This is a genomic window from Rothia sp. HMSC066G02 (assembly GCF_001813145.1).
In the GTDB taxonomy this organism is placed as follows: Bacteria; Actinomycetota; Actinomycetes; order Actinomycetales; family Micrococcaceae; genus Rothia.
Map to the genome: position 1 here is coordinate 94,223 of NZ_KV811572.1, position 15,369 is coordinate 109,591.

Below are 15,369 nucleotides of genomic sequence, written 5' to 3' on the forward strand. Positions count from 1 at the left end.
CCCGCGGGCATCACTCTACTAGGATTAAAGTATGACTGAGAACACCCACATTCCTGCATCTCCTTTCCTGCCCCATACCGGCGACGGCAAAGTTGCCGTGGTGACCGGCGCATCCAGCGGTATTGGTCGAGCCACCGTACAGCAGCTGGTAGCAAGCGGCTGGACCGTTTATGCTCTGGCTCGTCGCACCGACCGCCTCTACACTCTCTACGCGGAAACCGGCGCTCACCCGGTGACCTGCGACGTGACCGATGAGCATTCCGTCCGCTTTATTGCCGAGCAGATCCTGGAGGAGCAGGGCACCATTGACGCCCTGGTCAATATTGCCGGTGGTGCTATTGGCGTGGATAAGGTTGCCGACGGCAAGCCTACCGATTATTTGAAGATGTACCAGATGAATGTGCTCGGTATTCTGCACATGGTGCGTGCCTTCGCGGAGGCGTTGCGCCTGAACGGTCACGGCACGATCCTGAACCTGACCTCCACCGCTGCCGAGCACGGCTACGAGGGCGGCGCCGGATACAACGCGGCGAAGTTCGGCGCTCGCGGCCTGACCGAGGCGCTCCGCCTGGAAGAAGCGGAACATAACGTTCGCGTGATTGAGATTTGCCCGGGCATGGTGCACACCGAGGAGTTCTCCCTAAATCGTCTGGGTTCCAAGGAAGCCGCCGAGCGCGTCTATGCGGGTGTTGAGAAGCCGCTGACCGCAGAGGACGTGGCGCAGACCGTGACCTTTGCGTTGAACGTTCCGCACCACGTGAACCTTGACCGCATTACGATTCGCCCGGTGGCGCAGCCGAGCCAGTTCAAGGTGATTCGCAAGGAGAGCTAAGCTTTGTGCTCTTGCGTCCGCTGATGCGGGGGTAACTTGCCTCGCCTGCATTCCTGATTCTTAGGATGCGGGCGAGGCTTTTTGTTTGTACGCGGGGAGGTCTGTGGCTTGTGTGGAGCTTTGATCCGGGTGCCAAGCGGGGCGGGAATAGGTGGGGGAGAGGTATCAAGGAGTACTTGATGGAACTATAAAGTGGTACGTGAGACTTTAAGGTTCACCATGGTGAAATAGTTGGGGTGAAATCATCTATGGAAAGTATTATATTTTCTTCAAATGCAATCAAAATGTAGGGTTGCCGGCGTTCATATGTCAGTACATGACCACAAAACACCATAATTGGTCTGTATTAACTCTCAACTTTAGGGGTGGTTTTATAACGATTTCGTTACAGTTGGGCAAAGATGACGGTAAGCATGCTAAACATCCAGGGGCAAATGCTAGCCTTTTAGCAGTCACACCCATGTATGGGTCTACTGCACCTTCAAAGACGGGGGCGAACCACGGTAGGCTCAACACCGATAATCAGAGATCGAGGAAAAATGTCGAAGACTACCCGTCGCGTTTACAAGATCGCAGCAGCGGCAGCCTTTACTGCCGGTTCCGTGGCAGCAATCCCGGCAACTTTTGCGGCAGAAGCACCCGCTGACCAGCAGCAGCAGGTTGTCGACCAGAAGGCAACTGCTCAGACTTCTTCCCTGCCTGGTGGCAACGCAACCGAGACCCCCAAGGCTGAGGCTCCTAAGGCTGAGGCAACCCAGGCACCTAAGGCAGAGACTCCTACCCCCACTGCTCCGGCAACCGAAGCTCCCAAGGCTGAGGCTCCGAAGACCGAAGCACCCAAGGCTGAGACCCCTGCCCCCACCGCTCCTGCAACCGAGGCACCTAAGGCTGAAGCACTCAAGACCGAAGCTCCTAAGGCTGAGGCAACCGAGGCTCCTAAGGCTGACGCAACCGAGACCCCCAAGGCTGAGACCCCCAAGGCTGAGGCAACCGAGGCTCCCAAGGCTGAAACCCCCAAGGCAGAGACTCCTGCCCCCACTGCTCCTGCAACCCCTGAGCCGACCACCCCCTCCACCCCGGCTCCCGAGGCAAAGCAGGCTGATCCCTCCGTCGTTATTGAGAATGCTCACTTCCCCGGTGATGCACAGTTCAACACCGTGAACGTTGTTGGCACCGGCTTCTACGGTGAGAAGGTTGGTCCCGGCGTTCAGGTCAGCATCTACGCACTGGATGCGAACAAGCAGGTCACCGGCGATGCTATCGCTACCGTTTCCGTGTCTGCAGACCAGATTCAGGACGGCTCCTTCAAGACCGCGTTCACCGTTGAGGCAAGCAAGCTGCCCGCAGGCGCATCCTACGCTCTGGTTGCTGTCAGCAACCCGCAGGGTCAGCCCGATCAGAAGCTCGTAGCTCTCTCCTCCTTCAAGGTCACCGATTCCGCTTCTCCCGAAGCTCCGAAGACCGAAGAGACCCCCGCCCCTGAAGCTCCCAAGCCTGAGAATCCCAAGGCTGACGAGACTCCCGCTCCCGTAACCCCGGCACCCGAGGCTCCCAAGACTGAGGTCCCCAAGGAAGAAACTCCTGCTCCGGAAGCACCTAAGACTGAGACCCCCAAGGCTGACGAGACCCCCGCTCCGGAGGCTCCCGCAGCACCCGAGAACGCAACCCTCACCACCGAGGACGCTTCCCTGAACCCGAACGATCAGTACAACGTCCTGACCTTCAACGGCTCCGGCTTCACCCACGAGTCCGTCGCTAACGGTGTGCAGATCGCTATCTTCCGCCTGGATGCAAACGGCAACATCACCGGCGACGCTCTGGCAACCCACGACGTACCCGCTTCTGAAATCGTGAACGGCACCTTCCGCGTCAAGGTCAGCGTTCTTGCTGAACTGCTGCAGCCCGGTTACGCCTACGCAATGGTGGCAACCAGCGACCCCAACGGCCCGGTACACCAGGTTGCAGTCACCACCGCCACCGTGAGCGATGCGAACAACCCCGCACCGACCCTGCCGGCAGCTACCGAGGACGAGAGCACCACCGTTCGCGATAACGGCGACGGCACCACCAGCGTCTTCACCGCTGAAATGCGCGAAGACGGTTCGGTTGTCGTAACCGAGACCCGCATGCCCTCTTCTCAGGCACCCAAGGCTAAGGTTGGTAACGCATCCGCTGCTACCTCCTCTAGCTCCAAGGGCCACACTGTAGGCGTCTCCGGCACCAAGGGCTCGGCTCAGGCTTCCTCCTCCTCGAAGCAGCAGCTGGCACACACCGGTGCTGAGGGTGTTGCAGGTATCGCAGGCGTTGGCGCCGCAGCTCTGATTGCTGGTGCCGCACTGATGCTCCTGCGCCGCCGCAGCCTCTAATAGCTCAGCCTCTATAGGCTAGGCTCTGAATATCTGATACTCGCCGTAAGGTGAGTGATTCAAGTGCCGCCAATACTCTGAAAGGGTATTGGCGGCACTTTTGCATGCCAGCAGTTTTTTGCGTGCCAGCAGTTTTTGTTGAGCTGTTCTTTGGATCTGGGGGGGGTAGTTGTGTGTGGCAAGCGGGGTGAGAGGGGTAGCTCTTCCGTATTGGGGGTGCAGGCTGGCGTAACGGAATGATTTTGTCGACTTATTTTGTGCGTGGTTATTGGTACGCACGCTTTTAATCAATGTGCGGGGAAAAGCGCTGTGACCTGCAATTTTTTCACTCAAAAGAAATAAATTAAATGCATGAATGTGCAGAATATTTTTATCTCAAATCCATTAAAAATGCATATACATGCAATAAAACCTTGAGCCTCAATGGAGAGTTGAAAAATTTCGCCTAGTCCATGCAATTTGAGTGCTCTTGATGCTGTTCTGGAGAGTAAAAAATATTCCATGTGGGTTATTGCACAAGAAAATAGTCAGGACGTAAAGCGTATTTACAGCAATAATCTAAAAAGTATTGTTAGTGTGGAATTACCGATAAATAGAGCGATTCCCTTCGTGGTAACTTCCACTATTACATGAACGTTATGACTAGTCCGTGCGTTATAGTGTTCATTCCTGAAGAGGTATCCAACCATCTTCACTCCGTGGCACCCTCCGGAGGGTATCGTTCACACTCACAGAAAAGGTGTGTTCCATGCCCGAACCCGCTCACTCAAAAACCCGTGCAACAGCCGCTATTGCTGCATCCGTCCTGTCCGTTACCGGTGTTGGTGCTGCGCACGCAGATGTGCAGGTGCAAAATAATGGCGGAATTGCTTCATCGACTGCGGTAGAACCCGACAATCCCCCCTCCGCAACAAACGCAACCCCCATCGAAAACGTTGCCACCCAAACCTCCCCGCAGGTGTACGTCGAGCAGGGTGTCGTCATTAACCCGGCACGTTCCCAGAGCATCACCGTCACCGGTGAAGGCTTCACCGGCGGTGCCGTTGAACGTTACGGTGTGGCGGTGTACGTGAGCGAATACCGCCAGTACCCCCTCTACGCACTGGGTCGCGGCTCCGCAGTGACGATGACCCTCGTGCCCGAACTCGATGTGGACGGTGGCCGCTTCAGTACCCAGGTGACCCTGCCCGCAGGTACCCTCGACCCCAACCAGCAGTACGTCGTCGCAACTGCCGTGGTCGACCCCGGTAAGGGTTATGCAACCGAGGACCCCTCCTACAACTCCTCCGCACCGCTGGAGCTGCTGCCCGCAAATACTCAGGATGAGCCGCTCAATGCTCAGATTCTTTCGGGGCAGCTGGAAATCCCGCAGGATAAGAACCTTGTCGTCTACAAGGTCACCGGTCTGGGTGAGGCGCAGGCTTTTGAAGTCATGACCTACACCTACGCCCTGGATAGCCAGGGTAACCGCATCCTGCTCGCTGCCTCTCCCGCGCGTGCCGACGTTATGAACGGCACCCTCCTGGACGGCATTGAAGTGCCCGGATCCAGGCTGGAAGAAGTGCAGGCTGTTCACGAAGACCTGCGCTACGTGCTGAGCATTGAGGTTGCGCCCTCTGCCGCTAATGGTTACACCGCCCAGGAAGTTGAGGTTCCCTTCATGAATGGTTGGAATGCACAGAATGGCTCCGCTCCGGTTGCTACCGCTGAGCGTGCAATGGCGGAGCAGGCACAGTTCGAGAAGAAGCAGCCTGCAGAGGAAGCGCAGCCCGCGCAGAACGCCCAGGCTGATTCTGAGCAGGTAGTTGCCGTGAGCCTCGCCGAGAAGTTCGACCACGTATTGCCCGAGGATGACCTGCGCCGCCACTACAGCCTGCCGCGCAATACCGTCTTTGACCGCGTCCACGACACCACTAAAGAACAGAACAACACCTCTAACCCCGTGATGACCGCCCGCCTGCACGTAGAAGAAACCGTAGTTCCTGAAAACGACTCAGCTAAGACCCTGACCCTGCGTGGCGAGGGCTTCACCGGTGTCAGCTCGGTACACCTGATGGTTAGTGCTGTCGACGAATACGGTGTGGCAATCGGCGGCGTGATTGCTTCGGCTGATGTCTCTGAGATTGATGCCTCCGGTGCTTTCACTGCCCAGGTGCAGATTCCTGGCTCGGCACTCAAGCCCGGCACTACCTACCGTGTGAGTGCTGTGGCGGAGGATGAGCAGGGTACTGTGCGCATGGTCAATGGCGGCTTTACTGTCGAACGCGATGGCGTGGATAGCCAGCCCGCAGCCCCCCTGCCCACTACCCCTGAGCAGGATGCGCCCACTGTCGAGGCTCCCGCAGCCGACACTCCCGCGGTCGAGACTCCCGCGGTCGATGCTTCGGTGCCTACTGAGCCTGCGGCTGATCAGGCTTCTGCTACCGAGCAGAAAGCGGGGGAGAGCGGCGCTGAGCAGAAGAATGACGCTCCGGCTAGCGATCAGGGTGCTCCCGCGCAGAATGTCCCTGCACAGAACGCCTCTGCACAGAAGGTTGAAGCGCAGAAGGGCAACGCGCAGAAGGCCGAAGCACAGGCATCTGGCTCCCAGAAGGTTGCCTCCGGTGCCCAGCAGAAGCGCGAGCAGTTGGCGGCTACCGGCGCCTCCAATATGTTGGTCATTAGCGCAGCTGGATCGCTGTCACTGCTTGCCGGTATGCGTTTGAGCCGCCGTCGCCGTAGTGAGATGCGGCTCAGTTCTCGCCGCTAAAACGGAGCAATTATTGCCCCACTAGGCAAAATACGCATATAGATGTAGGGATGTCCGAAATGCAAGATTCGGGCGTCCCTACATCTTTAACTTTTTCTAAGGTTATACCTATAATTTAGAGTGCTGTCATAGACGGTACTATCACTCTTTACCACCTCGTTCACCCGAGGTGAGGAGTCGCTGTGAAGCGCCTCCGGTCACCGATATCAGAGAACCGTTATTCTGCGCCTACTTCCGACCTTTGGGCGCAGGAGTCACACGACGATTCATCACACTCACTCACGAAAATAGGTGACCATGTTTTCCACGCAGCGAACTGCTCGCGGCGCGGCGCTAGTAGCGTCCGCAACCCTCGGTTTGGGGGGTGCTCTCGCGCCTGCAACTCTTGCTCCCGCAACTTTCGCGCCTGTTGCCTACGCTCAGACTCAGCAGCCTGAAAAGCCTGAACTTCCCATCGCCGTTGCCACTGATGTGGTTCAGCACAGTATCTCCTTGGTTTTACTGGCTCAGACTGGCGACTACACTCTTCTGCAAATCGGCGGTGTAAATTCCCTGGACCAGGTGAAGGTTCGCCTGTCCGCCATCTCCGTTGAAGATGGCGTTGTGGCGACCATGACCGTACCCGCAGCCCAGATGACTGCCTCAAAGAATGAAGAAGGCAATATTGAGCTGAGCATCCACCAGCGCCTCAACGTTGAGCAGCCGTACATGGTTGAGGTGCTGAACCTGCGCACTAATGACACCGTTTCGGTGGAGTTCATGCCTGAGCATGGTGTGACCGTTGACGAGATCCTGGCGAGCCGTCAGAACATTTTCTTCCCCGACACCCCCGGTGTTCCCCGTACTAACCGTGCGGAGGCGAACCCCACTCCCGAGGTGTCGTTGAGCCCCAGCGCATCCCCGAGCGCCGCGAAGGATAGCCCGCGCCCGACGGTCGCCCCGGCGCCCTCTGTGGCACCGTCTGCATCGCAGAGCGTTTCGGCGCGTCCTTCCGCGAGCGCATCCGCGAGCGCATCCGCTAGTGCGTCGGCGAATGCCTCGGCGAGCGCGTCTGCTGCTGATGCGGCGCCCGCTGAGGTGACCGAGGATCGTCTGCTGGTGCATTCCCGTTCCGATCAGGCTCCCGCGGAGACTCGCGAGGCGACCCTGGAGATTTCTACCGCAGAGCTGCGCGGATCGGATGAGCTGCAGCCGATTAGCGTGCGCGCTAGGAACGTTGCGGAGAGTGGCCTGGGCTATGACGTGATGGTCTTTGAAATGCCTGCTGACGGCGGTGCCGTGGGTTCGCCGCTGGCGACCACGCATGTGAGCCCTCAGCAAGTGACTGATGCTTCTTTCTCTGCTGATTTGAAGGTTCCCGGTACCTCTTTGAATGCGGGTAAGCGCTACCGTGTGGTTGTGGTGGGTGGTAACTCCACTGAGGAGCTGCAGCTCATGGCGACCAGTGCTTTTGGTGTGAGCGTGATTCAGCGTGCGGTTTCTGTTGATCGGGCTCCGAAGCCTACGAATACTGTTGTTCACCCGCAGGTCCCGATGATTTCTGATGCGAATCAGCGTGTGAGCCCTTCGGCCCCTTCGGGTCGCGTGGGCTCTTCAGATACCTTTGCGGACGCTCAGGGTTTGGTGATTGATTCTGTTGCTAAGATCCCGTCGGTGGATAGCGCTCTGGGCTACATTGTGCAGGCGCAGCAGTCTGCGCGTGCGATTACCGCGCAGGCTCGTAGTTCTGTGGCTGAGACTGCGGTGGTTCCTTCGACGATGGTGATGTCTGGTTATGCGGTGATGTTGCCGGGGCGTACCGTGGTGAACCTGCTGGGTTACCAGTCTCCTGAGGGGGAGACGGTGACTGTTGCTTCGCCGCAGGAGAATGTGGGTGCTGCCGGTTCGGGTAGTTTCTATACGCGTAGCTCGAAGTCGCGAGGTGATTCTTCCGGTTCGAAGCTGGAGGCGAGTGCTCAGGATAACGGCCCACTGCCGGAGGGCACCTTGCCGCTGAGTATTGCTCTGCTGGGTTCGGTTGCCTTTGTGGGTACTGCTGTGGCGGTGAATGTGTATCGTCGTCGCCTTGAGGGTGCTGAGGAGCTGGGTGCTGAGTAAATCAGTGCATCCATTTCTTCGCGCTGTGAAGCGTGGCTCTCTGTAGGGGAGCTGTTGAGAGGGAGGCGCTCTGCCGAGTGCGTGCCGTGTGGGTGCGTGTTTGGTGGGGCGCCTTCTGTGTGCCCGAGTGTTGGCTCTGTTATACAGCGGCTCAGTTCTATAGTGGCCCTGTTATACAGTGGCCCTGTTATACAGTGGTTCTGTCGCGCCTTGGGGCGGTGTAAAAATTTCTTTTTAGTGCACTGCTGGGAATATTTTATGACATTCGAATTTTACGTTATTTATATCTCAGTAAAGTATTTAATTCCCTTTTATTTCGGCAATTATTGCGACATAAAGTTTTAGCACATGAATGCAATGCAACATTTAGTGCAATATCCGTGTTAGGCTAGGGTGTAACCGACGTACTGGTGCGCAAATACTTGGATAGAAAAACCGGGCTTGTGGTGAGCCGCCCCTAGTCCACGCTTTGCGCCTACATCGATCGAAATGGCACACATGACTATCACTCGACTTCCGAAACGCATTCATGCTCTTTCGCTTGCAACCGCTTTAGGTGCAAGCGCTTTTGTGCTTCCTGGCGCCTCCGCAGTAGAGGCTGAAGCAATTAACGTGAATGATTGCCTGGCGGCTCTGGTTAATAGCGAATTTAATTCAAGCTGCCCCTACGAAGACCTCGAAATTGAGGTCGATACCATTGAGATTCAGATTCAGTCCATCAAGGACGGTCAGGCAACCATTAAGCTCGCGCCCCTCTATGAGGGCGGCTACGTGGGCGATGCCTCTAGGGTGTACCTGGTAATGCAGTACTACGACGCCACTGGCACGTTGCTTGGGTCTGACACCTACGAGCCCTCCGCAATGCAGGTTGAGCGTGCGGACGACGGCTCGATGCTTGTCACCTTTGAGATGCCGCAGATGCCCCAGGAGGGCTACTACTCCATGAGCGTCATGGACCTGACGACCTCTGACGAGGGCTATGGCGAATTCATGATTTCTGAGGGTTCCCTCGTTCCGCACGCTATCCCGATTGGGGATGACTCTGACGAGGTGATGGTGGACAAGAAGGAAAACGCCCACCAGGTGCCGACCATTGACGAGCTGAAGACGATGGAAAAGCTCCGTGAAGAGGAGCAGAAGAACCAGCAGGATGCAGATCAGAAGGGTAGCAAGGATAAGGTTAAGACTGAGGTGCCTTCCGAATCTGCTGAAAACCTGAACCTCGAAACCCACACGCAGAAGCTAGAGCAGGTCCCCGGCGGATCGACCTCTTCTCGCGATACTCAGACCCTGAGTGTTGCGGAACTGAAGGTCGCCTATGCTGAGGTTCGCTCTGATAAGGAAACCAAGCCGGTGACTATCAGTGCAGCGCGTCTGCCCGCGAATGCGGCTGGCTACGACCTAATCGTGGTTGAAACCGATATGAGTGGCAACCATAAGGGTGATGCGCTGTCCATTACACACATCAGCTCTGATCGCATCGTGAATGGCGCGTTCAAGGAAGAGGTTGGCATGCCCGGCTCTCTGCTGAAGACCGGCTCGGTGTACACCGCCTACCTGGTGCGTGCGGACGATACTGAGTATGCGGAAGAAGTTGTCTCGGTGCGATTCAAGGTCAGTGGCGAGGCGACCGGCAACTCAACCTCCTTGACGAAGGATGAGTCGCCCCGCCAGGATGCAAACGCATCGCTTACGCCCAGCGCCAATACAGCCGAGGCGACCGGCGCCACTCAGGGTAGCCCCTCCGCTGCTACTAACGCCGTCTCGACTCGTTCTGATGACACCCAGTCGGGCTCGGGTCAGTCTGCCGCGAGCGCACCCCGCTCCACTCTGGATGCGGTGAGCGCCATGTCCAAGGCAAAGGAAGCGAAGGCTGAGCGTCAGCGTCAGGCTCTGCAGGCTTTGGCTCAGGCACGTACGATCGCTCCGCGTTCGGCTTTTGAACCGACCCGCACCAATCAGATTTCGGCGTACAGTTCGGGTTCTGATCCGGCATCTATCGCTGCTACCGCGAAGCTGGATGCTTTGACGGATGAAGAAAAGGCAGCGTCGGTAGCTTCTGGTAACGGAAATAAGGGTTTCACCCCCGTGGTTCATTCGGAGTCTAATAATCGTTCAGCTACGGTGAACTCGAATACCACTCAGGTGCACTCCACCGCGAATGCTGATCGTCAGGATGGCGTGAAAGCTGTAGCTTCGGCGGCGTCTCCTGCTAGTGAAGAGGTTGCGCAGCACGGTGTAGCTTTCTGGGCTCTTGGAGGCGCCGGTTTGGCGCTGGTGGTTGGTGCCGCGTGGATGGCTCACCGCAGGGGAGTCCTCGGCGGCTAACGCCCCTAATCCGTGCTTTTTGACGGCATCGCATAGTATGTTCGTTGTTTCATGAGGAATGCTCGCCCCCGCTATCTGTTGGCGCAGATCGCGGGGGTGAGTCGTGCGTTCAGGGTGTTCAAAAAAACTCTACCCTCGCGTGAATAAACCTTAAGGTTCGTGATAGGGTTGAAATAACCGATAAATAGATGCGAGCTATTGTCAGGTCTTCTTCACCTGAAATATGAAGCGGAGTATGGTACGACGAATCCGGGTGTATGGCGCACTCGGGGGTCCGCGCGGCACATGAGGAACGGGCAGTAGCACGCACATTTCCACCATGAAAAGACGCATTGCATGAGTATTTATTCAGCGAAGCACCGTATTGTCACCGCAACCGTTTTGGTTGCGGGGCTTCAGTGCGGGCTTGTTGTACCCTCTGTCGCAACGGAAGCACCCGTCACGACGCACTCTGCCGTGCAAAAAACCGCGACCTTGAACGCGAACCAGGCTGAAGATAATCAGGAGGCACAGGGCGCCGCCTCCACCATCACCATGAAGGCGCAGCTCAAGGATGGCGGCTATCTTCTACGTTGGACGGGCTTCCCTAAAGATCTGGAGGCCTCCAGCGTTCTGGTTGACGTGAACTTCTACACCCCTTCCGGTGAGTACGGCGGCTCCGTCCTGGAAAGCCCCGCCCTAACTGAGGGGACCAAGGAGGGGGAGTTTCGCCTCCTGATGAGCCCGGCGACGGACTCTAATGTCGTGTACGTAATCGTTCTGGAGGATACCGCGCACGGTGTCTCCTACGAATTTTTTGTGACCGAGCGGGGGAACCGCCTGGTAGAGGCTGCTGACCCGCGCAACGGCAAAGCAAAGCCCACCGAACCTCCGGTCGATATTGAGCGTGAAGAAGCAGAAACCGCTGACGCAACTGTTACCCCAAGTCCCGAGGCGGTAAACCTGCCTTCGCCGACCGCTACGTCATCCACCGATGCGAACGGTGACGCGGTTCGCCGTACCGTAGACAACCCGCAGAACAAAGATTCTGGTCAGTATGGTATCTCCGAAGACACCAGTATGCATGACCCGATGAATCAGCGCGAGGGTAAGGCGCACATGTCCATTCAGGACTCGCAGGGTAACTCTCAGGATGACACAAAGCCCGTCACGGTCCGTGCCACGAACTTCCCTCAGAACGAGAAGGGTTACGACCTGATCGTCATGGAAATCGACTCCAACGGCAACACTGTGGGTGATGCGCTCGCCATTGTACACGTTGGTCCAGAATCTATTTCTGCGGGTGCTTTCGAGGCGGTGATTGGCGTGCCCGGCGCGTCCTTGCAGGTCGGCAAGACGTACCTGGTGGCAGCATTTGACGCCGCCAATGACGGCAACCTTCAGCTGAATACGGTTCGTTTTACGGTGACTCAGGCTTCTGTTGAGAATAGTGGCTCGTCGTCTGATTCTTCCTCTAAGAACGAGAGCGAATCGACTGCGGAACCTTCTGCGAATCCTACGATTACCACTGATTCTGCAGGTGCATCTGGCGCGAGCACACCCGCCGCAGGATCTAGGTCTAAGACCCGCGGTATTCAGGCTGATACCGCCATGGCTCCGGGCACTAAGGACGCCACGATTTCTGTTCCGCGCCCCTCGGGTGGTTCTGTTACCGAGTCTTCCTCGGCTCTGGGGTACCGCACTGAGGAGACGCAGCCTGTTCAGGTGCCGACCCCCGACTCTAATCTGCCTTCGGGTATTGACTCGGCGGCGCAGTCTCGCCGTGCCGCGATTCTGAATGGTTCTTCCTCTCAGGTTCGTACTGAGCACGGGTCGCCGGATGGCGTGAAGGCAATGGAGGCGCAGATTACCCGCAACATGGATAAGAGTTCGCCTCTTCTGCCGATTTTGGTGACCCTGGGCGGTGGCCTGATTCTTGGTGCTCTGGGCATGTCACGCATGCATACCTCGAAGAAGGATTAGTCGCGTAGGGGGTGGGGGAGTAGCGGCCCCTGTTGCCTGTTGAGGGGGTATTGCCCTGTCGGTGTGCTGTGGGGTGGTTTGTCACAAAACGGTTTCTTGGAACCTGATGTTGAGAAATACTCACGCTATCGATATAGTAAGCCTGTCCTAACAGTGTCGATAGTATGGATACACACCAATGAAGATTTTCACATCTGGCACCCGCCTCTCCAAGGGAGCCTGCGCCCTCGCTGTCGCTGGCGCTGTCGCCCTGCCCCTGGCACCCGTTCTCGCCGAGAACATTAATATCGCTGCCCAGAACGTTGCCGCACAGAACGTCGCTGCAGGCGACCAGGCAACTGCAGGCGCGTCCTTCGGCTGGGGCGTGCGCGCCTCCTTCCTGTCCTACAACGGTATGCCCCGCGAAATGACCGACGGCGCAGCCTGGGACGCAACCGCAAAGCAGTTCACCTTCACCCCGACCTCCACCACCGTCTCTGAAGACGGCAAGCAGGTCACCCTGCAGGCTGCCGGCCGCCTCTGGTTCACCGGCCACTGCGCCGAAGGTCAAGACCCCGAAACTGGTTGCGCCCTGAACCTCACCTTCTCCAACCCCCGCGTGGAACTGAACCTTGCTGACGGCACCGGCTCCCTCTACATGACCGTGCGCACCAAAAACTACGCCTCCGGCAAGTTCGAGGGCCCCATGGAAGTCAAGATGGCGACCCTGAGCACCGGCACCGCCAAGCAGAGCGAGAAGGACGGTGTGGTCAGCATCAGCGGCATCTCCGCGAACCTGACCGCCGACGGTAACCACGCCTTCTCCGACTTCTACAACGAAGGCGCCAGCCTCGACCCGCTGAGCATCTCCTACAACGGTAGCGCAGCTAACACCCCCAAGAGCGCCTACAGCGTCGCTGAGTCCTACAACACCGGTGCGGGCGTGAACCTGCCCCAGAACACCGCACGTCTGGGCCAGAACCACATCGTGCACGTGGCACCCCCGAGCTTCGGCGGCGACACCACCTACACCGTGCTGACCAGCTCCAACCTGAAGATGACCGACACCGGCGTACTGAAGGCCAACAAGGGCGTTTTCGCCGTGGATGCTGACGGCAACCGCATGCTCGTCATCAACAGCGAGACCAACAAGCCCGAGCTGTACACCGTAACCGCTGAAGGTAAGCTCGTCTCCTCCGGCACCTACTCCAACGCAGACCTCGGCACCACCACCGTCAAGGCAATCGGCTACAACCCCGCCAACAACACCTGGGGTATCGTCAGCATTGACGGCCAGGGCGGCGGCAAGCTCACCATCATTGACGCATCCGGCAAGGCAACCTCGCAGGCTCTGCCGAAGCCCGACTCTATCGACCCGCAGGTTGTGAACGCATACTCGCTCGACGAGTACTACGGCGACTCGTTCTCCAACAACACCGTGACCCTCGCACCGCTGCCCGACGGCAGCTTCGTGTACGCGCCGTCGACTTCCATCTACGATGCGGCCGGCGAAAAGGCGGTTCAGAAGGGTCACCTGCTGCACATGAGCAGCAACGGCGTGTCCCTGGTTCCGAACTCTTCACCCGCAGGCTACGACACCGCCCTGCCCTCGACCCTGGTCAGCCCCAAGGGCTACATTTACCGTTGGAACAACTGGTACGGCGGTAAGGTGCAGATCCTCAAGTACGAGAACGGCACTTTCAGCGTGGTCCGCGAGTCCGCAACTCTTGAGGGCTTCGAGAAGACCGAGGTTGCCACCATGTTCCTGACCCGCGCGGGCAACGTGGTTGTGGTGGATGCTTCCGGCTCCCGCCTGGTGTTCATGGATGACAACCTGAACAAGGTGAACGAGGTGGTGCTCTCCTCGATGCGCAAGACCGACAAGAGCGGCGGCTACAACGCTCTCGAGCTGCCCAACGGCGATATTATCTACCCAACCAGCTTCGAGAACCCGAACACCTATGAGGATCAGCTGTGGCTGAACCGCCTGGCAGCGAACTCGGCACCGACCCCGGCACCCGAGCCGACCAAGGCACCTGAACCGACTAAGGCACCTGAGCCGACTAAGGCACCTGAGCCGACTAAGTCTGCTGAGCCTACCGTGGCACCGACTGCTGAGCCGACCGTCGCGCCTTCTGCTGAGCCTTCTGCTGAGCCTACCGTGACTGCGGAGCCGACTGTTGCTCCGACCGAGGCGCCGACCGCAGAGCCCACTAAGTCTGCTGAGCCGACTGTTGCGCCCACCGAGGCACCCTCTGCTGAGCCGACCGTTGCTCCCACCGCTGAGCCGACTGCGGAGCCTTCTGCTACTGCAGAACCTTCTGTCACCGCAGAACCGACTGCTGAGCCGACCGTGGAACCCTCTGCAACCGCTGAGCCCAGCGTGACCGCAGAACCCACCGCAGCACCTTCGGAAGAGCCCACCTCGCCGTCTCTGCCGACCGCATCCGTGGCTCCTTCTGTAGCCCCGAGTGCTTCTGCAACTCCGAGCGCATCGGTGAGCGCTTCCCCGACCGCGGTTCCGAGCGTTCCCGCTGTGACCCCCTCGGTGAGCGCGTCTGCATCCGCTAGCGCGTCTGCTTCTTCGAGCGCTTCTGCGAGCGCATCGAGCTCCGCAAGCAGCTCCAGCAGCGCATCGGTGACCGCATCGGCTAGCGAGTCTGCATCTGCGAGTGCATCCGCGTCCGCGAGCGCTTCCGCAAGTGAGTCTGCATCCGCGAGCGCTTCTGCTTCTGAGAGCAGCACCGCTGACCAGAACGCAGCCGGCCACAAGGGTGGCTCCAACGGCGGTTCTGACGCAGGTTCCGGCGCCTCCGACAACTTGGGTGTGAGCGGCTCCAACGGCGGTTCCTCTAACGGTGGTTCTTCCGCAGGTGGTTCCTCGACCTCCGGTAGCTCCTCCTCGAAGCTGGCACAGACCGGCGCATCCGGCGCTATGTTCGCAGCAGCAGCTGGTGCTATCACCCTGGCTGCAGGTACCGCACTGGTCGTGGCACGCCGCCGCAAGAGCTAAAATTTAGCCTTCGTGCAACACCCCGTTTCGTCACTCGTGTTCA

The 15,369-nt window shown here is 58.3% G+C and carries 7 protein-coding genes; all 7 read left to right on the top strand.

The genetic code is table 11. The features are described from left to right. The first annotated feature begins 31 nt into the window (after positions 1-31). Positions 32-832: an SDR family oxidoreductase gene (locus tag HMPREF2894_RS00375; protein WP_049342076.1), complete on the top strand. Its 801-nt coding sequence runs from the start codon at positions 32-34 to the stop codon at positions 830-832. A gap of 539 nt (positions 833-1,371) precedes the next feature. Further along, positions 1,372-3,198, top strand: a complete 1,827-nt coding sequence (locus HMPREF2894_RS00380) for an LPXTG cell wall anchor domain-containing protein (RefSeq protein ID WP_070677304.1) — start codon at positions 1,372-1,374, stop codon at positions 3,196-3,198. Positions 3,199-3,946: 748 nt separating this feature from the next. Next, positions 3,947-5,947: an adhesin gene (locus HMPREF2894_RS00385; protein ID WP_070677307.1), complete on the top strand. Its 2,001-nt coding sequence runs from the start codon at positions 3,947-3,949 to the stop codon at positions 5,945-5,947. A gap of 297 nt (positions 5,948-6,244) precedes the next feature. Continuing rightward, positions 6,245-8,044, top strand: a complete 1,800-nt coding sequence (locus HMPREF2894_RS00390) for a propanediol dehydratase (protein ID WP_070677310.1) — start codon at positions 6,245-6,247, stop codon at positions 8,042-8,044. Between the two features lie 498 nt (positions 8,045-8,542). Continuing rightward, the gene (locus tag HMPREF2894_RS00395; RefSeq protein WP_246826988.1) at positions 8,543-10,372 is read left to right on the top strand and encodes a hypothetical protein; all 1,830 of its coding nucleotides are present in this window, start codon (positions 8,543-8,545) and stop codon (positions 10,370-10,372) included. A 474-nt stretch (positions 10,373-10,846) separates the two neighbouring features. Further along, a complete protein-coding gene (locus tag HMPREF2894_RS00400; RefSeq protein WP_246826989.1) occupies positions 10,847-12,334 on the top strand; it encodes an enoyl-CoA hydratase in 1,488 nt (495 codons plus the stop codon). Positions 12,335-12,512: 178 nt separating this feature from the next. Then, positions 12,513-15,326, top strand: coding sequence for an HtaA domain-containing protein (locus tag HMPREF2894_RS00405; RefSeq protein ID WP_070593392.1), 2,814 nt, complete (start codon positions 12,513-12,515; stop codon positions 15,324-15,326). Positions 15,327-15,369 lie beyond the last annotated feature (43 nt).